The sequence below is a fragment of the Flavobacterium riviphilum genome, assembly GCF_055231795.1.
In genome coordinates, this window is the sequence record NZ_JBUYSY010000004.1 from 1 (window position 1) to 20878 (window position 20878).

General features: G+C 36.4%; 14 protein-coding genes. 5 read left to right on the top strand and 9 right to left on the bottom strand.

The genetic code is table 11. The features are described 5' to 3' along the window. Nucleotides 1-239: 239 nt before the first annotated feature. From ACZIX2_RS06045 to ACZIX2_RS06070, 6 genes are all read right to left on the bottom strand, one after another. Nucleotides 240-770, bottom strand: coding sequence for a YfiT family bacillithiol transferase (locus ACZIX2_RS06045; protein WP_463339194.1), 531 nt, complete (start codon nt 768-770; stop codon nt 240-242). 251 nt (nt 771-1021) lie between these two features. Continuing rightward, on the bottom strand, nt 1022-1864 hold the full coding sequence (locus ACZIX2_RS06050) for a hypothetical protein (protein ID WP_463339195.1): 843 nt from the start codon (nt 1862-1864) through the stop codon (nt 1022-1024). A gap of 58 nt (nt 1865-1922) precedes the next feature. Continuing rightward, entirely contained in the window at nt 1923-2201 is a 279-nt protein-coding gene (locus tag ACZIX2_RS06055; RefSeq protein ID WP_463339196.1) for a hypothetical protein, read from the bottom strand. Between the two features lie 103 nt (nt 2202-2304). Beyond that, on the bottom strand, nt 2305-2784 hold the full coding sequence (locus ACZIX2_RS06060) for a carboxypeptidase-like regulatory domain-containing protein (protein WP_463339197.1): 480 nt from the start codon (nt 2782-2784) through the stop codon (nt 2305-2307). A gap of 148 nt (nt 2785-2932) precedes the next feature. After that, nucleotides 2933-4195, bottom strand: coding sequence for a Y-family DNA polymerase (locus ACZIX2_RS06065; RefSeq protein WP_463339198.1), 1263 nt, complete (start codon nt 4193-4195; stop codon nt 2933-2935). A gap of 153 nt (nt 4196-4348) precedes the next feature. Beyond that, complete coding sequence (locus tag ACZIX2_RS06070) at nt 4349-4798, bottom strand: LexA family protein (protein WP_463339199.1); 450 nt, start codon at nt 4796-4798, stop codon at nt 4349-4351. A 263-nt stretch (nt 4799-5061) separates the two neighbouring features. On the opposite strand from ACZIX2_RS06070, the gene pafA reads away from it, so the two are divergent. Beyond that, nucleotides 5062-6678 (top strand): alkaline phosphatase PafA, encoded by a 1617-nt coding sequence (pafA, locus tag ACZIX2_RS06075; RefSeq protein ID WP_463339200.1) that lies wholly within the window; start codon nt 5062-5064, stop codon nt 6676-6678. Between the two features lie 107 nt (nt 6679-6785). Here the strand turns inward: pafA and ACZIX2_RS06080 are convergent, their stop codons facing one another. Together ACZIX2_RS06080 and ACZIX2_RS06085 are read right to left on the bottom strand one after the other, a co-directional pair. After that, the gene (locus ACZIX2_RS06080; RefSeq protein ID WP_463339201.1) at nt 6786-8222 is read right to left on the bottom strand and encodes a SusD/RagB family nutrient-binding outer membrane lipoprotein; all 1437 of its coding nucleotides are present in this window, start codon (nt 8220-8222) and stop codon (nt 6786-6788) included. Between the two features lie 9 nt (nt 8223-8231). After that, nucleotides 8232-11417, bottom strand: coding sequence for a SusC/RagA family TonB-linked outer membrane protein (locus tag ACZIX2_RS06085; RefSeq protein WP_463339202.1), 3186 nt, complete (start codon nt 11415-11417; stop codon nt 8232-8234). A 544-nt stretch (nt 11418-11961) separates the two neighbouring features. Here ACZIX2_RS06085 and ACZIX2_RS06090 point away from each other — a divergent pair. Together ACZIX2_RS06090 and ACZIX2_RS06095 are read left to right on the top strand one after the other, a co-directional pair. Then, the gene (locus ACZIX2_RS06090) at nt 11962-12399 is read left to right on the top strand and encodes a DUF1456 family protein (RefSeq protein ID WP_463339354.1); all 438 of its coding nucleotides are present in this window, start codon (nt 11962-11964) and stop codon (nt 12397-12399) included. An 8-nt stretch (nt 12400-12407) separates the two neighbouring features. After that, the gene (locus ACZIX2_RS06095) at nt 12408-13064 is read left to right on the top strand and encodes an NAD(P)H-binding protein (RefSeq protein WP_463339203.1); all 657 of its coding nucleotides are present in this window, start codon (nt 12408-12410) and stop codon (nt 13062-13064) included. An 87-nt stretch (nt 13065-13151) separates the two neighbouring features. Here the strand turns inward: ACZIX2_RS06095 and sucC are convergent, their stop codons facing one another. Continuing rightward, complete coding sequence (gene sucC, locus ACZIX2_RS06100; RefSeq protein ID WP_463339204.1) at nt 13152-14345, bottom strand: ADP-forming succinate--CoA ligase subunit beta; 1194 nt, start codon at nt 14343-14345, stop codon at nt 13152-13154. Nucleotides 14346-14754: 409 nt separating this feature from the next. Here sucC and gltB point away from each other — a divergent pair, with 409 nt between their 5' ends. Further along, the gene (gene gltB, locus ACZIX2_RS06105) at nt 14755-19272 is read left to right on the top strand and encodes a glutamate synthase large subunit (protein ID WP_463339205.1); all 4518 of its coding nucleotides are present in this window, start codon (nt 14755-14757) and stop codon (nt 19270-19272) included. A 2-nt stretch (nt 19273-19274) separates the two neighbouring features. Then, nucleotides 19275-20729: a glutamate synthase subunit beta gene (locus tag ACZIX2_RS06110; RefSeq protein ID WP_463339206.1), complete on the top strand. Its 1455-nt coding sequence runs from the start codon at nt 19275-19277 to the stop codon at nt 20727-20729. The last annotated feature ends 149 nt before the right edge of the window (nt 20730-20878 follow it).

Genomic DNA, 20878 nt, shown 5'->3' on the forward strand with positions numbered 1-20878 from the left:
GGCAAAAACCTGTGGAGTAGCAAAAATTAAGCATAAATAGTAGTTAGTCTAAAAAGGGATCAAGGCAAAAATATAGTCCATAAAGAGAAGTTACCCCGCCTGAGTCCCGAGACTTCGGGAGTACTGCAATATTTTGAGATGCTTTAAAATCCCTTTTTCTTTTGATTGTGGGGGTTTGTATCTTGTACTCTTTTTACGTCTAATTAAACGTCAACTATGAGGAAAATGGAGATAATTAATTAGCGTATGTTTTTTTTGGCTAATTGAATGTGAGCTAGATGATGGTTGCAATGCCATGCATATAATCCAATGTGTTCGTCGATTCTTGTGGTGCGTTTATTTTCTGGGTGATAAAAAGTTCTGGATAATGTGTCTTCTGAACTATTTTTTAAAAGTGCAACCCATCGTTTATGGATGCCTTCTATTATTTTTAAACTAGGTTCAATACCCATTTTTTTACTGTCTTCGAGTTCTGCCCAACGTGCTTCTTCATAAGGTTTAATTGTAGGGTTTTCCTCTGTTAATGCCAATTTTAAACGTATTAGACTGTTTATGTGGCTGTCTGCACAGTGATGGATCACCTGCCTAATAGTCCAACCTTGTGGTCGATATGGTGTGTCCAGTTGATCTGATGTTAAATTTGCTACTTCAGTAAAGAGCACAGCCGGAAAGCTATCGAGAGTAGCAATCCATTGCTCGAGGTTTTGTTTGGTTATGTGGTTTGGAGGTGTGAATGTCCCTATTGGGTACTTTAGTTTTTCTATGTCCATTTTTACATTTTTTTGTAAAAATACTCTTTTGAATTCAAAAGTTATTTGGATTATAGAAATTCTGGTGTTCCATTATGAGGTGGCTGTTGGTCATCAAGACATAAGTTTGCGAAAAATACTTCTGTTTTATAAGTGAGTTAGAAGTTGTTCAAGAGCTAGTTAATTAGGGCGATTTGTTATTAAGGAATCAATTGATTTTGACTGGTGATTGATCATTGTTGTTTTTTTAGTTGTTTGGCTAGCTAATTAACTTATGTTGATTTTTTTTTATGGTTTTTAGATGCCGTCACGGTTTGTATATAGCCGATTTTTGAGGTTAACTCTAAATTTATTTTTTCTGTTTTTACTGTCATTTCCATAACGTTTTCTGTTTCGTATTTAGAAAGAAATTGGGTATTCATGTCATAGACCATTATCCCTTTTCCATGACCTTTGGCAATGACATCGTAATTAGAAATAGCAGAATCCATTGAAAAGTTAATGTCGACATCCAGATTACCTTTATTATTGTTTATACTTAATAATTTATAGGTAGTGGTTATGTTCATTTTAATGTTAACTCCTGCTATTGGAATTGATAAAGGAGATTCTTGCGAAAAGCTATCCCCAATTTTTAATTTTTTTTCTGGAAAGGATAATTGAGAAAATGTGCTTTGAAGGGTGTGAAGTAATGCTTTTTTGTATTCTTCATCAATGTTTTTTGAAACAATAGAGTCTAATTTTGGTAAGTTATCCGTGGTTCCGGTGCCATAAATTATAGTATTGTCTGGAAAAGGTTTTTTACCATCACTGCTTGTTGTATTGATAACTTCCATTGTTAGAGGGAAATTGTTTTTATCGGTTACTTTTCCTGTTTTCAAAACCATTTCAAATTTTAAATGATTATTGGTAATTGTTGGGTTTTGAATCCCTTTTTCTTTTAATTTTTGGAGTATTTCTTCCGAACCTGAGTATTTCATACTCATTTCGGAAGATTGATGGAGGGTTTGGTAATAACTCATTTCAGGATGGTAATGCACTTTCAATGTGAGTTCCTTTTGGGCAAATGTAAAAGTGCATTGTAGTGAGAAAAGGAAAAACAAATTTTTTTTCATTATTTGATTTTTAACTGTTTTGTTAAGTTTTACAGCGTCTTTGGTTGAGTTCCTTTTTTTAGTTACACATTGTGTTTAAGTAAAAACTCAAACTTTGCCCATTTTTTTTCCAACTGTCCATTGATTTTTCTCTAAAAAAGCTTGTTTCCGTTGCCGATGCTGCTGTTGATATTGCAAAATATTTGCTTTTCTTGTTCGTTTTTTGGCTTTCAACCCATTGAATGGTGATGGCAATATCTTCCGTTTCTTTGTTTAAATAGATTTCATATGGTTTTAAGTCTAAATGGAACCAACCTTTGTACTCATCTTTAATTTCAAATATAATATCTTTATCCACAATAAGTTGTTTGGGTAACCCTTTTTCTACTTTATAAAAATTCAATCTGAATTTTAGAGAACTAAATTCATTTGAAGTGATGTTGGAATTTAAATCATTTATTTTACAATTTTTTTTTCAGTTGGAATTTCATACCGATTTCTTTGCTTAAGCGATCATCCACATCTTTTTCGTAAAATGTATAAAAATTAGTATGCATAAGTCCCAAACCTTTTGAATTTCTTCCAAGGATATAGGGTTTGGGTTTGACAAGTTTTACCACACCTTCATTTAATTGGTGCTTTTCAGGAACTAATTCAATCACATTATTCAAAAGATTAAGTTTTCCTATTGCAATTTTTTTCGTTTCGTATCCAACATATGAAAACGACACAATATCATTTTCATTAATATTGTCATTTATTTTTAAAGAAAATTTTCCATCAGAATTGGATACTGTTCCAGTATTTTTATTTGGTATTCCAATATTAGCATATTGCAGAAGGGTTTTGTTCTCGGCATCTTTTATTTCTCCGTGTATGATTTTTACTTGTGAAAATGAATTTAAAGTAATTGCAATACAAAGTAAAAAGTACAGTTTCATATTTATTTGTTTTTCCTTTTTATCGGCTTAAATAAAGCACAATGCTTTTTTAACAAGAAATACATTTGCTTCAGAACACCCCAAAGAGGAGTATATGGAAGTTGCATCGCGCTCTTTGTTTTGCTAAATATATGCAACTTTTATTAGATTACTCTACATTGATTGTAATGATATCACTAATTTTAGTAGTGAAACTTGGAGAGAGTTTTTCTTGTTTCATTTTCCATTGGCGGCCCAAAGATTGAGTGCCAAATTTAATTTTGTTGCTACCGTAGGATAGGTTAAGTTTATCGATGACGCTCATTAACGGCTGGTGTTTGGGGTTACTAGTGTTGAACAACGAAAGTTGGGTTTCGTTGTTGGGAGTAAGGCCCATGACGATGACACCTGCTTTTTTGTAGAGGTAGCCTTCTTTGAAAATCGCTTTAAGTCCGATTTGGGCATAACGGTTCAGCTCGATGGTGGAGTTGGTGGGAAAGTCGGTTTTGACCACAATGTTGCGAGAATACTGAGGTTGGTCTTTTCTGAAGTTATTGGTGTGGACAAAGACCATAATCATGTTGCAATGACTGTTTTGTTTGCGGAGTTTTTGTGCGCAAGAAGCGGTAAACGTGGCTACACGTTCGGAAAGATCCTCGAGTTGGGACATGGGTTTTTCAAACGACCGGGTAGTAGCAATCGTTTTTTTGCTTTTAGGCGTTTCTAGGTCCAAAGTGGGTTTGCCTTCCAATTCGTGTTTTAGCCTCAGCCCGACTACAGCCATTTCTTTACGGACCCACTCATCTGGGAGTTGGGTGAATTGGTGAGCGTTGAAGATTTGCTTGGCTTGTAAGCGTTTGGTGTGTTTGCGGCCAATGCCCCAAACGTCTTCTATTTTGGTCCATTTGAGGGCCTTTATTCTTTTTTCTTCGGTATCTATGATATATACGCTTTGGGTGCGATCGGGGAATTTTTTTGCAATTTTATTAGCAATCTTAGCTAACGCTTTAGTAGGAGCTAGACCTAGGCTGATGGGGATACCAGTGTTTTTGGTTACGGTACGTTGAATTTCTTTGCCATAATCTTCTAGCTTAACGTAGTCAAAACCCTTGAATTTCATAAAAGCTTCATCGATGCTGTAGATTTCGATCTCTGGGGTGTAGGTTGATAGGATGTTCATCACCCGGCTGCTCATGTCGCCATACAAAGCATAATTTGATGAGTATACAAATACGTTGTGTTTTTCAAAAAGCTTTTTGTACTCGAATGCGGGGGCGCCCATGGGGATACCCAAGGCTTTGGCCTCATTGGAACGCGCGATAACACACCCATCGTTGTTGGATAGTATGACTACTGGTTTTCCTATCAAACGAGGTTCGAATACGCGTTGGCATGAAGCGTAAAAGTTATTGCAATCGACTAAAGCGTACATTATTTTAGTATTCAGTGTTCAGTTTCAAAGTGTTCAGTTTCAAAGTATTCAGTTTCAAAGTGTTCAGTTATCGGGTTTAGGGTAAGTTTTTGGTTTAACCCCTGACCCTAAAGGGAGCCAAAAGCGGTAAATAATCTGTTATCTATGATTTGATTAAAATGATTTGATGCAATGCATGACGATACCCCAAATCATGAATTGATTGTCAGGAGTGACTTTAATGGGAGCGTAGGCTTCGTTTTCGGCAATTAACCAAACTACGTCTTTTTCAATCTTAATACGCTTTACAGTAAATTCTCCATCAATTTGACATATTGCAATTTTACCATCCAGAGGTTCCATACTTTTATCTATTACCAAAAGATCGCCATCAGAGATCCCGGCATTTTTCATCGAGTCTCCTTTTACTTTGGCAAAAAAGGTACTGTCTCTATGTTTGATCAGGTGTTTGTTAAGATCAATGCTTAATTCTATAAAATCGTCGGCAGGTGAGGGAAAACCAGCACTAATACCTATGTCTGCAAAAGGAATTTCCATCTCTGAGGTAAAGTCAGGGATGTAAAATTCTAAAGTAGTGTTCGTTTGAAGTTTTCGCAATTTCATTCCTCTTTCGTTTTAAATTGGACTAGTGCAAGCCGATAGTTGTTTCCATTTGCAAAATTAGGAAAATACAAGATGGAAACGGATAATAATTATCAACTGTGTTGTTTTCATTATTGAATTTGAGAGGACTTTATGATATTAAAAAAAGTTGCTTGCCGAAATGTTTTTCGAATGTTATCAAATTGTTTTTTGTAAGGGCGTTGTATTCATTTTAATTTTTTATGGATTATGTTTCCTACATTTGTCTACTAAATTTTTGTACTATGAAAAAACTAATAGCTTGTGTGGTCCTGCAATTGGTTCTTGTTGCCAATGCACAGCAGCGTCCCAAATTGGTAGTGGGTATTGTTGTAGATCAGATGAAAACTGAGTATTTGGATCGGTTTTATGAAGATTATTCAGAAAATGGGTTTAAGCGCTTAATGCAAAATGGGTACACGTTCTACAACATGAACTATAATTATATGCCTACTTATACGGCTCCAGGCCATGCGTCTATTTATACTGGGACTACCCCAGCCATTCATGGTATTGTTGGCAATGAGTGGTTTAATAAAGCTACTGGTAAAAATTTATATTGTACCGATGATGATGCCGTACAATCATTGGTAAAAGGGTCAGAAAAAGAGGGGAAAATGTCGCCCAAAAATCTTTTAGCAACTACGGTAACCGATGAATTACGATTGGCTACCAATTTCAAGGGAAAGGTTATAGGTATGAGTATCAAAGATCGTGGGGCTATTTTGCCAGCAGGTCATTTTGCCAATTGGGCGTTTTGGTATAGCAATACGGGCGATTTTATTTCGAGTACTTTTTATGGAAATGAAATACCGGGATGGGTGGTGAAATTCAACGAAGAGCAGCACTATTTAAAATATATTCAAAAAGGTTGGAGTTTGTTGAGACCCGCCAAGGATTATAATGAAAGCCTCTCGGATGATAATCCTTATGAGGGACGAATCGATAAGTCGAAACCACCTGTTTTTTCGTATGATTTGAATAAATTGTATCAAGAGTCGGGTGCGGGAATTTTAAGAACCACTCCTTATGGAAATGATATCTTAGCGGATTTAGCTCTAAAAGCCATTGAAAAGGAAGATCTAGGAAAAGATGATAGTACTGATTTTTTGACCGTTAGTTTTTCTTCTACAGATTATATTGGGCATACTTTTGGCACACGTGCCATGGAAACGCAGGATACGTATTTGCGCTTGGATCTTACTTTGGGCAAGATGATGGATTATTTGGATGCTAAAGTTGGTAAAGGGAATTATTTGCTTTTTTTAACAGCGGACCATGCTGCGGCTGAAAATGCTGTTTTTCTGAGAGATCAAAAATACAATGTTAGCAATGTCCCCACCAAGACCATACAAAAGTCTTTAGAGCAATTTTCGGTGGCGACTTATGGGGTAAATTTGGTGCGCAATTATTCCAATTACAATGTGTATTTTGATAGAGAAGCAGTGCAGTCTAAAGGCTTGGATTTTAGTTTGGTGAAACAGCAGTTCAAAACGTTTATGATGACGCAACCTTATATTAGACGTGTCTATACGGAGGAAGAAATTTTAGCCTCTTCAGGAGGAGATTATACTTTGGATTTTATTTTTAGAGGATTTGATCCCAAACAAAATGGCGATTTGGTGCTATTGCATCGCACAGGCTATATGGAGTATAATGAAACAGGTACTACACACGGTAGTCCTAATAGTTATGACACCAACGTGCCTTTGCTGTTTTACGGTTGGAAAATTCCCAAAGGCGAATCGTATAAAAAAGAGTACATCACCACTATTGCTCCAACCTTGTCCAAAATGCTAAAGATTACGTTTCCTAACGGTACCGAAGGCGAAGTGTTAGAAGAGTTATTAATAAAAAGATAATTGTTAAGACTAGAAATTGGTTTGCACGACAATTTTTCATTTTGATATACAAAAAAACCTCTATTGAATTTCAATAGAGGTTTTTTATTGTTATGGGTGAAACTATTTTATTTGGCCCACCATACTTTGGTATCTAAATCATCAGCTCCTTGCGCTTTAACAGCTTCTTCATAGTTTAGTAAATTAAGTGTTTTTACACTAGCACCATAAGCTTGTCTTTGAGGGATATCTTTTCCGTTGATAGTGCCGGTTGGTTTGGTTAAAGGTACTGCGGTCATACCGAAACGTCTCCATTCGTTCCAGCCTTCGTAACCTTGCATAAACAGAGCAATATATTTTTGTTTTGCAATCGAATTTACATCAATATAAGGCATTTGGGTTAAATACAATTCAGCAGCAGTGGATGCTACATTCCATTGTGCCATTGATGCTCTAACACCATCATTATAAAATGTAGTTGCATTACCTGTTATCCATCCTAAAGTAACGGCTTCGGCTTTTGCAAAACAAATTTGGGCGTATGTATATATGAATGAGGGGGCTGTTGCGTTTTTGATTATATCTTTCGTAATGAAAGAACAGTTAGCCACGGTGTTTGGTACGTCTGAAGTATTACCGCCTTTATAAATACCTCCGTTTGTTGCTTTGTCTGCAAATTTTTCCAATCTTGGATCTTGTGGTGCAATGTTTGTTCCTGTTCCTATCAACATGTTTACAAAGGGGGCGCTCATCAAATAATCTGATCTAGTCTCAAAACGATCTTGCCAAGGATTGTCATGATTCTCATCGGCAATATATGGGAATACAAAATTTTGAGCATTAGCATTGATAGTCCCGGCATTTAGAGCTTCGTTAAATTTTGTTGCAGCATATCCACCAGCGGCAGGGAATTTTTTAGAAAGGCGTAAAGACATTGTCATTTTTAAGGTATTTGCAAAACGTTTCCACTCGTTCATGTTACCTTTTAAGATAACATCTCCTTTAGGGCCTGCCCCAGCATCTATCATTGTAATAGCAGTTTCTAATTCTTTAAACAAACCATCATAGATAGCTTCTTGTGTATCGAATTTTGGTGTAGTAGCTTTAACTCCTTGTAATGATTCAGTATAAGGTATCATGCCCCAACGATCGGTTATGTTTTGAAAAGTAAAAACTTTGAGAATTGTCGCTACTGCAATTTGATTTTTGTTAGAACCATTGGCGGCTGCACTTGGTGCAGTATCGGTATTTTTATTCAGATAAATTACTTGTTCTAAATTGCTTAATATATTAACGTAATTGGTGGTGTATTCAAAATTCAATTGATCATAAATAGTTTCTTTTGGATACAATCCATTCGTTAGGTATTGTACATAAATTAATGGCTCTGGAGCTGTAAAAATCCCCACCATTGAACGTTGTGCACCTGTTAACAACGAAGCTGTATTTGCTGTTGATGGCGAATTAGGGTTTACATTAGTGTCGCCAAAATCAACATTTTCACATGAAAAACTAATTGTTGCGAAAATTGTAGCAACTAGTAGTCTACAAAATATTTTTTTCATTTGGAATTATTAAAAAGTTAATACAATATTCAAACCAATTGATCTAGAGTTAGGCAATTGACCTGCTTCAATAAAAGGTGTAGATTGTCCTGTTTGGTAAGATTGCAGCTCAGAAGGATCGATATCTCTGTTTGCTGCATAAATCAACCAAAGGTTATTAGCGTAAACTGCCAAATTGAGTTTTTCAAAAGGCAAGCTTGATAACTTAGTTTTGTCAAAAGTATACCCCAATCTTAGAGTTCTAAGTTTAACATAAGTTGCATCTTCCAAGAATGGTTCTGCTATACTTCTAATGTTTGCATAATAGGATGAAGTATTAATACGGTATTCGATATCTTGACCAGTTGTTTCAGATACACCGCTAACTAATAATCCTCCTGTGTTTGAAGCAGCTTGGCTGTTTAGAATTGCGCCAGATGTTTTAATTACACCGTTTACATCCACCACGGGGTCGCGTTTTGGGTTTCCTAAATCATTATTTCCTACAGTTTCGATTCCAAGACCTGTTCTATTAATTAATGAGTTTGATACTGAGTAATATTTTCCTCCTTTTTGGAAATCGAAACCTAAGTTAAGGTCAAAATTTTTATAAGTGAATGAAGTAGAAAAACCTCCTGTGAATTCTGGGAGAACATTACCTAGATAGGCTCCTTGTTCTCTTACAAAGTTACCCGTTGAAGTAAGAATTGCTTTTCCATTAGCATCCCTTTTGATTCTAGTGCCATAAATTGCACCCCATTTTTCTCCTTTTCTTTCAACTAATTGGATGTTTCCTTGATTTGAACCTCTGCTTTGAATAATGTTTTGCAGAATGTTGTCTCCAATATATAGTACTTTGCGATCAAGAGTTGCTAAGTTTGCTGTTAAGTTCCATTCGAAAGTATCTGTTTTGATAGGTGTGCCACTCAAGGCAAACTCAAATCCTTTTGCTCTTTGTTTTCCTTGATTTGCTCTAATTCCTGTAGAGCCTGTTGCTGGATCTAAAGAAATTAAACTCGGTAAATTGTTGTCGGTTCTTTCAAAGTATGACACATCAAGGCCTAGGCGGTTTTTGATAAATTTTAGTTCTATACCGGCTTCAAATTCGTCTCTCTTGGCTCCAGTTAAGAATGGGTTAGCTGGAACTGCTTGTGTTGAAGAAACAGGGAAACTTCCGTACGGTGCTTGTATAGTGTAAATTGGATTGGTATCGTAAATCCCAGGAAAAGAAGGTCCTTGTGCAAATCCCGCTCTTAATTTACCAAAGGATAAAATATTATTATCAGGAATAAAGTGACTAAAAATTATGCTGCCTGAGATTGATTTTGTTACTACACTATTGTCGTTTTCATAAGCTGTAGAGTTCCAGTCTTTACGAATCGAACCATCGATGTAAGCGAAATTGTCGTATCCAATAGAAGCTGTTGCGAAAAGGGCTCTGTTTTTACTTTCAAATCTTCTGTTTTCAATATATGGCGCATCTTTAGAAGTCGCAATACTGTAAAAGTTTTCAATTGTTAATCCATTTACTGTGTTGTTTAACATATACTTTCTATCGAAATATTGAAATTCAAACCCTCCTTGAAAATTAAAATCAAACTTTCCTAAGGTGTTTTTGTAATTAGCTATTCCAAATAATTCTTCTTTATTGGTTGAATTCAAACTTTCTTCATATCTAGGAACATCATATCCTCCCCATGCATAAGTAATGTCATTGTAAGCGGAATTTATTGCTGTTTTTCTAGCCTCAAAAGTAGTGCTGAAATTTTTTGAAAAATCATAAGTTGCTCCAATTCTCCCATTGAAAGAAGTAAGTGATTCTTTGTTTACTTGTTCGTATTGATCAAAGTAGGGGGAGTTCCATTGTGCCGATCTTCCGTCTCGGGCACTATTTCTGTTCCAAGTAAGTATTTTTCCGTTTACTTTATAGTTGCGTAATTCTGCCATATTCAACTGACGTTGAAACCACTGTCTTAAACTAGAAGTAGTTGCTAACACCGTATTGTTGTCATTGTATCCTTTAGTGAATCTATTTTGAAATAAAATTGTAGAGAATATTTTGAATTTTTCCGTTAGCTTTACTTCGGCATTTAAATTAAAATCGTATTGTTCGCGCTCAGTATTTGGAACTATGCCTTTGCGGTCTGTTCTTACAATACCCAAGTTAATTGAATAATCGTCGTTTGCTTTTCCAAATCCAAGACTAGTTCTATTTGTGTAACCTGTATCGTAGAAATCTCTAATGTTGTTTGGGTTTGCCACAAAAGGGGTTAGTTTTCCAAATTCAGGTGTTCCAGGTTCCCAAGAATTCCAAGCCCTAACAAGTTGACCTTGCATTCTGGGCCCCCAACTTTCATCTGCTCCATAATCCACCATGTCTTGACCGTTAAAAGCAGCAAAAGAAGCAGGATCGGTAGCGGGATTGTAAACGAATTTCTGGAAAGTTTGAGAATATCCTCCACCATATTCATTTTGAAATTCGGGGAATAAATAAGCAGTTTCTAAAGAGGTACTTTGATTAAACTCAATAGTGGTTTTTCCTTTCTTTCCTTTTTTAGTTGTAATTACAACGGCTCCATTTCTTCCGTCAGGCCCAAATAATGCTGTTGCAGATAAGCCTTTTAAAACATTTATGTTTTCTATACTTTCTGGGTTGATGTCACTTATGCTAGCTACTTTAATATTGTCTACTACAAATAGAACTCCTGTGTTTCCTCTTAGCCTTAAAAGAGATTGTCTAAAATCACCACTAGGAGAGCCTATGAATTGAACTCCTGCCACTTTACCAGCTAGAGCATTATTGATATCTGTTTCTCTAACCGTTATGACATCGGCGGTCTTTACTTTTTGATTAGCGTATCCTAAGGATTTTTGATCTCTTTTAATTCCTAAAGCCGTTACCACTACATTTTCTAATTGTTTAGTTTCTTCAGTAAGCACTACATTTATTTTGGTGCCGGTAACTTTTCGCTCTTCGGTTGTGTAACCTAAACTTGAGAACACAAGGGTGCTGCCATTGGCAGTATTGATTTCAAATTTACCATCAAAATCTGTCACTACAGATTTTTGACTCCCCTTTACAACTACGGTGACTTCAGGTATAGGGGCTCCTGATACATCTTTAACAAGTCCGCTAATGGTTTTTTCTTGTGCCAATAGCGAAAAGTAACTTGCTAAAAACAATACTACTAAATAATATAGTTTTTGGTGTTTCATAAAAAAAATAGTTAATACAGTTAATTAATTGTTAATAATGATGCAATATACATTTATAATTATAATCGTATAACATGATAAATGCATTTGGTTGTTTTTTTATGAAGTTAATAATTTAGTCTTAAATTTATTAAATAAAAACTTATTTATTGTGATTTATTGTGCGTTTTTTGAAGTTTTGGTTATAAAGTAGTGTTAAAAAATTATTCATCAACTCATAAAGCGCATAAAAACGCAAAAGCAGACTTGTTGTAAGGAGGGGGTGTGTTTAATTTTTGTCTAATCGTAGAGAGAAATTTTGTCGTACTATATAGTTTCAATTAAAGAAAGTCTTGTGTGAATGAAAAGGTTGTTTTAACAATCTAAAATAAAAATAGCAAGTCTGATGTCGTAAACTTACCGTTATAAACTATATTATACTCAGGATTTAGTTGAGGCAGTAGTGATTTCGATCACTACTGCTTTTTTTTATTGGTAATATTTATAATTAGATAAATGGCCTTGTGAAATTTACTCTACCTTTGTTTTCTTAAAATTGATAATGATGAATAACAACGATATCTTAAAAAAACTTAGAGTTGCTTTGCAATTACGAGATGAGCAAATTGTAGAAATATTGCAGTTAGTGGATTTTCGAATTTCAAAATCCGAATTAGGTGCTTTTTTTAGAAATGAAAACCATCCTAATTTTGTTGAATGTGGGGATCAAGTATTGCGCAATTTTTTAAATGGATTAGTAATTCACTTACGAGGTACCAAAGAACACCCAAAAAATCCTATAGAGGTATTGTCTGAAAATCGCATAAGAATTGGCAAAGACAAGAGCACGGGTAGTGCGAATCCATCTCTTAAAGCTCTTCCAAAAGCGCCACGCAATGCAGCCAAAGGTGGAAAACCGTTTAAAAAAAATACTTCCAAAACAGCTCCAAAGATTCAGGTTGTGGAAAATGTTAAGTTTAATAACGGAAAGAGTAAAAAATAGGATTAGCCATGAAGACAGCCTTAATTATTGGAAGTACTGGGTTGATTGGTGGGCAATTGTTGGATTTGTTGTTGGAGAGCGATCGTTATGAAAAGGTGATTGCATTGGTAAAACGCAGCACTGAGAAAACGCATCCTAAGTTGCAAGAGTTCAATATTGATTTCGATACCCCTGATTCCTATAAACACTTAGTAAAGGGAGATGATTTATTTTGTACTATTGGAACAACTATTAAAAAGGCAGGAAGCCAAGAGGCTTTCCGTAAAGTTGATTATGAATACCCTTTTACTATTGCACAACTTGCAAAAGCTAATCACTTCAAGCAATGTCTTATAGTTTCCTCATTGGGTGCGCAACCCCAAACTTCTAATTTTTATTTAAAGACGAAAGGGGAGGTTGAAACCGCTTTGGAAGGATTGAATTTTGATGCCACTATTATTGTAAGGCCTTCATTGTTGTTAGGAAACCGTTCCGAATTCCGTTTGGGAGAAATTGTAGGGGCTTTTTTTATGAAGCTTTTTTCTTTTGTTCTGTTGGGGGAATTAAAGCGCTACCGAGCTATTGACAGTGCGAAGGTGGCTAAAGCGCTTTATGTGTTAGCACAAAAACAACATGTGGGGTTGCATAGATATGAATCCGAACAACTTCAAGAAATTGGAGCTTAGAATATACTTTTTTATTTCAACTATCAAAAAAAATCCTGTTTACGTAGTTTTGTAAACAGGATTTTTTGTTTTGTAATTTATGTTGCATTATGACAACGCTGCTTTTACTTGATCAGCTGCTTCTTGGAATTCTACTGCAGATAAAATAGGCATACCAGAATTATCAATCAATTCTTTGGCAATAGCTGCATTAGTTCCTTGTAAACGTACAATAATTGGTACTTGAATTGCATCGCCCATGTTTTTGTAAGCGTCTACTACACCTTGCGCCACACGGTCACAACGAACAATTCCTCCAAAAATGTTGATTAAGATTGCTTTTACGTTTGGATCTTTTAAGATGATACGGAAAGCTGTTTCCACACGTTTAGCATCAGCGGTTCCTCCAACGTCTAGGAAGTTTGCCGGTTCAAAACCAGCATACTTAATCAAATCCATCGTTGCCATGGCTAATCCAGCACCATTCACCATACAACCAACAGTACCGTCAAGATCTACATAGTTTAATCCTACTTCCTTGGCTTCTACTTCGATTGGGTTTTCTTCGCGGATGTCACGCATATCCGCAATTTTAGCTTGTCTGAATAAGGCGTTATCGTCAATATTTACTTTAGCATCAACTGCCATGATTTTATTATCGGAAGTTTTCAATACTGGATTGATTTCAAACATTGAGGCGTCTGATCCCACATAAGCATTGTACAAAGCATCGATGAATTTTACCATTTCTTTGAAGGCATTACCCGAAAGGCCTAAGTTGAAAGCGATTCTTCTGGCTTGGAAACCTTGTAAGCCAACAGCAGGGTCAATTTCTTCAGTGAAAATCAAGTGAGGCGTGTGTTCCGCAACTTCTTCGATATCCATTCCCCCTTCGGTAGAATACATAATCATGTTGCGTCCTGTAGCTCGGTTCAATAAAACAGAAACGTAGAATTCTGAAGTTTCACTTTCGCCAGGATAGTAAACGTCTTCTGCAACTAATACTTTGTGTACTTTTTTTCCTTCGGCAGGCGTTTGAGGTGTGATCAACTGCATGCCAATAATTTGTTGAGCAAGTTCTTCTACTTGTTGCAAGTTTTTGGCCAATTTTACTCCACCGCCTTTTCCGCGTCCACCAGCGTGAATTTGAGCTTTGATGACATGCCAACCTGTTCCAGTTTCAGCAGTTAATTGTTTTGCTGCAGCTACCGCTTCCACAGCATTGTTAGCCACGATTCCGCGTTGAATTCGAACGCCATAGCTCGCTAAAATTTCTTTTCCTTGATATTCGTGTATATTCATAACGTTTATAAAATTTGACCTTTCTCTGAAAACGTTTTCAGATTCAAAGTGCGACAAAAATAGAAAATTAAACTTAATTTAAAATTATTTTTTTTAACTTAAAAAAAGCCTAAAATTTTGAATATAATTCCTAATTCAAACCTCATGTTTTGAAAATGTAAAATACTAAGACAATTTTGTGATATTTTGAAAGTTTACTTTAAGTATATTTTAAAAAGTAATAAAATTCTTATATTAAATTGTTTTTTGAGATTTTAAATTATGAATATGATAAAAGTTGGTGGGTAAAATTTCGCTATTGTTAATTCGTTAATAAAATTTTGAAAATATAGTAAAAATAGCAGTTACTTGCTTGAAATTGCTGATGTTTTTTTATCAAATCCTTATTTTTGTAAAAAAAAATAGAAGCATGAAAGTTGAACAGCAAGGTCTTTATTTGCCCGAATTTGAACATGACAATTGCGGTGCTGGTTTTATTTGTAATTTGAATGGAATCAAATCGAATGATATTATTCATAAGGCATTAGACATTTTAATCAAATTAGAACATAGAGGAGCAGTTAGCTCAGATGGTAGAACCGGAGATGGTGCAGGAATCCTTTTTGATATTCCGCACACTTTTTTCAAAAAAGTATGTGATTTTGATCTTCCTGCTCCTAAAGAGTATGCAGTGGGAATGGTGTTTATGCCCAAAAGTAAAAACCAAGTCTTTTTTTGTCAAACTACTTTTGAAAAAGCCATTCAGGATCAAAACTTATCCATTTTAGGATGGCGTGATGTACCGGTAGACGATTCTAATCTTGGTCAAATTGCAGCTGATAAAGAACCTACGATTAAACAAGTATTTGTTGGTAAAAATGGTTTGGAGCTTTCGGAGCAACAATTTAATGCCAAAATGTTTGCTGCTCGTAAAATTGCAGAGCATGCTATTCGTAACTCCAAAACTTCGGAAAGCCACATGTTTTACTTTTCAAGTTTTTCAACAACAACTATTATATATAAAGGTTTGTTGATGCCCGAAGACATCAGTCGATATTATACAGATTTACTAGATGATGATTTGGTAACTCGATTGGCTTTAGTGCACCAACGATTCTCTACCAATACTTTTCCTTCTTGGGATTTAGCTCAGCCTTTTCGATATATGTGTCACAATGGTGAAATCAACACTTTGCGTGGCAATGTGAGTCGTATGCGTGCTCGTGAAGAACTCATGAAGAGCGATGTTTTTGGAGAGGATCTAAAAAAATTATTTCCAATTATTTTAGAGGGTAAATCTGATTCGGCTTCCATGGATATGGTGATTGAATTGTTGTTGATGACTGGACGTAGTTTGCCTGAAGTGATGATGATGGTAGTGCCAGAAGCTTGGGAAAAACACCAAAATATGACCCCAGAAAAAAGAGCCTTCTATGAATACAATTCCTGTATCATGGAGCCTTGGGACGGACCTGCTTCCATTCCATTTACCGATGGGAATGTGATTGGTGCCTTACTGGATCGCAATGGTCTTCGTCCTTCTAGATATACGTTAACAAAAAGCGGTTTTGTAATCATGTCTTCCGAAATCGGAGTTTTAGATATCAAACCTGAAGATGTAGTACAACATGGTCGATTGGAGCCAGGGAAAATGTTTTTAGTAGATATGAATGCAGGTCGTATCATCGAAGACGATGAGGTAAAGCATGCCATCGTTACCAAGCGCCCCTATCAAAAATGGCTGGACGAAAACTTACTACAGCTTGCTAGTATTCCTTATACAAATAATCCGCTTCCTGTTGAAGCTTTGGATTTTGAAACTCGTCAGCGTATGTTTGGGTACACTATCGAGGACTTAAAAACCATTATCAACCCAATGGCGGCAACAGGTAATGAAGCGATCAGCTCCATGGGGAATGATACGCCCTTGGCTGTATTGTCGGATCAGCCTCAATTGTTGTACAATTACTTTAAACAATTGTTTGCGCAAGTAACCAATCCACCTTTGGATGGTATACGTGAAGAGATTATCACGGATATCGGATTAGCGATAGGTGGCGATTATAACATTTTTGAAATTGATGCCAAACAATGCCGAAAATTAAAAATTCAAAACCCAATTATTTCTAAAGAAGATTTAGAGAAAATACGTTCTATTGAACATGCTGATTTTAAATCGGTAACCATTTCTACTCTTTACAAAATTCAAAAAGGGGCCAATGGACTAGAACACGCCTTGGAAAAATGTGTACAAGCTACCTTTAAAGCAGTAAATGAAGGAGCCAATATTGTGATTTTATCCGATAGAGGGGTAAGCGAGACAATGGCGCCCATCCCAATGTTGTTAGCCTGTTCCTATATTCACCATACCTTAAATCAGTTAAAAGTACGTTCTAAATTTGGTATCGTAATAGAATCAGCAGAGCCTCGTGAACCGCATCATTTTGCCTTGCTTTTTGGTTATGGAGCTAGTGCGATAAATCCGTATATGGTGAATGAGATTATTCGCGACCAAGTTAATTCAGGGCAAATTGAAGGCATCAAAGCCGAGTATGCTATCAAAAATTACAACAAAGCGATAGGAAAAGGGATTTTGAAAATCATGAACAAAATCGGTATTTCTACCCTACATTCGTATAGAGCGGCACAGATTTTCGAGATTTTAGGCTTGAACAAATCGTTTACTTCAAAATATTTTCCTTATACCCCTTCTCGAATTGAAGGAATTGGATTGATGGAAGTGGAAAAAGAAGTGAAAAAACGTTTCCAAAAAGCTTTCCCGAATTCAAAAGTAGCTAATCTTTTGCCTTTGGAAATTGGAGGGATATACAGATGGCGTCGCAATGGCGAAAAGCATATGTTCAATCCTACCACGATTTCCAAATTACAACAAGCGGTTCGTTTGAACAGTCCAGAAAGTTATGCGGAGTATTCAAAAATGGTGAACGAACAAAGCGCCAATTTGATGACCATTCGTGGTTTGTTTGAGTTCAATAACCTAGATCCAATTGATATAGACGAAGTAGAGCCATGGACAGAGATCGTTAAGCGATTTAAAACAGGAGCGATGTCTTATGGTTCTATTAGCCAAGAGGCTCATGAAAATTTGGCTATTGCCATGAATCGTATTGGAGGGAAAAGTAATTCAGGAGAAGGGGGAGAAGACCCAAAACGTTTCCAAAAAGAATTAAATGGTGACTCCAAAAACAGTGCTATCAAGCAAGTGGCTTCAGGACGATTTGGAGTGTCTATTAATTATTTGACCAATGCCAAGGAGATTCAAATCAAAATGGCACAAGGTGCTAAGCCTGGCGAAGGCGGACAATTGCCGGGTGAAAAAGTAGTGCCTTGGATTGCTGCTACTCGAAATTCTACCCCTTATGTAGGTTTGATTTCACCACCTCCTCACCATGATATTTACTCCATTGAAGATTTATCTCAATTGATTTTTGATTTGAAAAATGCCAATAGAGAGGCGAGAATCAATGTGAAATTGGTATCCGAAGTGGGAGTAGGGACTATCGCTGCTGGGGTAGCCAAAGCCAAAGCCGATGTTATTCTAATTTCAGGGTATGATGGTGGTACTGGAGCGGCACCTTTGACTTCTCTAACTCATACGGGTATTCCATGGGAATTAGGATTAGCAGAAGCACAACAAACCTTAATCTTAAATGATTTAAGAAGCCGTGTGGTGTTAGAATGTGATGGACAATTAAAAACAGGACGAGATGTGGCTATAGCTGCCTTGTTAGGAGCAGAAGAGTTTGGTTTTGCTACGGCTCCATTAGTGGCGTCAGGTTGTATTATGATGCGTGCTTGTCATCTCAATACTTGTCCGGTAGGTATTGCTACACAAGACCCTGAATTGCGTAAGAATTTTAAAGGTACGCCAGAGCATGTAATCAATTTTATGTATTTCATTGCTGAAGAGTTAAGACAAATCATGGCTCAGTTAGGATTCAGAACCTTAAAAGAAATGGTTGGGCAGTCACAAAAACTGAATGTGAACAAAGCCATTGCGCATTATAAAGCGATGGGATTGGACTTGTCAACCATATTATACAAACCAGAAAAAGCCAAAATCGTTCCGAATCACAATACGATGGGCCAAGATCATGAATTGGAAAAAGTGTTGGATTTTGATATCATAAAGGCAGCAATTCCTTCAATTTACCGTAAAGAACGTACGCGAGTAACTTTTGATATTAAAAATACAGACCGTTCTGTTGGGGCTATTTTGAGTAATGAAATCTCTAAGATTTACGGGGCTCAAGGGTTGCCAGAAGACACTATTTTAGTTGATTTTACGGGGTCGGCCGGACAAAGTTTTGGTGCCTTTGCTACCAACGGATTGTCGTTTAAGATTCATGGCAACTGTAATGATTATTTAGGAAAAGGACTTTCTGGTGGTAAGCTAATTATTAAAGTACCACCAACGGCAACTTTTGCTCCTGAAGAAAATATTATAGTTGGAAACGTAGCTTTATATGGAGCGATTACCGGTGAAGCTTACATCAACGGAATGGCTGGAGAACGTTTCTGTGTGAGAAATTCTGGTGCTACAGCGGTAGTAGAAGGAATTGGAGATCACGGCTGTGAATATATGACTGGTGGAACAGTGGTAGTGTTGGGCAAAACGGGTCGCAACTTCGCCGCAGGTATGAGTGGAGGTATTGCATATGTGTTTGATCCAAATAAAAAATTCGATGCCACTATTTGTAATATGGAAATGGTAGCTTTTGAAACCTTAGAAGACGATGATATTGTAAAATTAAGACGTTTAATTAAAAATCACTCTTTGTATACTAGTAGTCCTTTAGCCAAAAGAATATTGGCAGATTGGGAAAATCAAGTCGAACATTTCGTTAAAGTGATGCCAACCGATTACAAAAAGGCGTTGCAACGAATTGCTTTAGAAAAAGAAGTTGAAGAATTAATAGCACAATAATCATGGGAAAAATAGGAGGATTTAAAGAATATAATAGAGCAGATGAAAGTAATGTAGCAGTTGAAGAACGCCTTACGCACTATAATGAGTTTACTATTGCACTGCCTAAAGAAAAAATTAAAGAACAGGGGTCTCGATGTATGGATTGTGGTATTCCTTTTTGCCACAGTTCTTGTCCTTTAGGGAATTTAATTCCCGATTTTAATGATATGGTGCATCAGGAAGAATGGGAAAATGCTTTGGCGATTTTGCAGTCTACCAATAATTTCCCTGAATTTACAGGTAGATTGTGTCCGGCACCTTGTGAAAAATCATGCGTGTTAGGTATCATCAAGGAACCGATAGCCATTGAAAATATTGAGAAAAATATTGTAGAACGCGGTTTTGCCGAAGGTTGGATCAAACCACAACCACCAGCTGTAAGAACTGGTAAAACGGTTGCTGTAGTTGGGTCAGGACCTGCAGGATTGGCTGCAGCACAGCAATTAAATAGAGCGGGTCATACGGTAACCGTTTTTGAAAGAGACAACGCTATAGGTGGGTTGTTGCGTTATGGAATTCCTAACTTTAAACTTGAAAAAGGAATAATTGATAGAAGGGTTGCAATTTTAGAAGCAGAGGGAATTGTTTTCAAAACCAATATTAATGTGGGGGTTAATTTTTCTGTAGAAGAGTTAAAGAAATTTGATTCAGTGGTACTTTGTGGTGGGGCAACCGAAAGAAGAGGTTTGCCAACCAAAGGTGCTGACAGTAAAGGCGTGGTTCAAGCTATGGATTTCTTGACCCAACAAACCAAAGTGCTGTATGGAGAAGTTATTCCGGATCAAATAACGGCTACGGGTAAAAATGTTATCGTAATTGGAGGTGGTGATACCGGTTCAGACTGTATCGGAACCTCTAACAGACAAGGCGCTTTGACGGTTACTAATTTTGAGATTATGCCTAAACCTCCTGTTGGACGTAGCCCCTCAACTCCTTGGCCGTTTTGGCCCTTACAATTGAAAACTTCATCCTCGCATGAAGAAGGTTGTAATAGAAATTGGTTAATCAATACTAAAGAGTTTATTGCCAATGAAAAAGGGGAGTTGACCGCACTAAAAACGGTAGAAGTAGCTTGGAAAATGGTACCTGGACAACGACCTGAATTAATTGAAAAAGAAGGATCCGAAAAAATATGGCCATGTGATTTGGCCCTATTGGCTCTTGGTTTTACCGGTCCAGAAAAAACCTTAGCTGAACAATTAGGTATTGAAACCGATGTAAGAAGTAATTATAAGGCTACCCAATATCAAACCAATGTGCCGCATATTTTTACGGCTGGTGATATGAGACGAGGACAATCTCTAATTGTTTGGGCTATCTCTGAAGGTAGAGAAGCGGCTAGAGAAGTAGATTTGTTTCTAATGGGGTCGACCAATTTGCCAACCAAAGGCAAAGGAGATTTGCCTGGTGTATAACCGAACCATTTTTTTTTAAATCTCTTGGCTTTGTAATGAAGTCAAGGGATTTTTTTTGTTATAAAAAATTGTTTTTTTATTATTCGAGGCAATTATTAAAACAATTTGTTATATTATGTTATATTTTGTTTTATATTTGGCTACCAAAA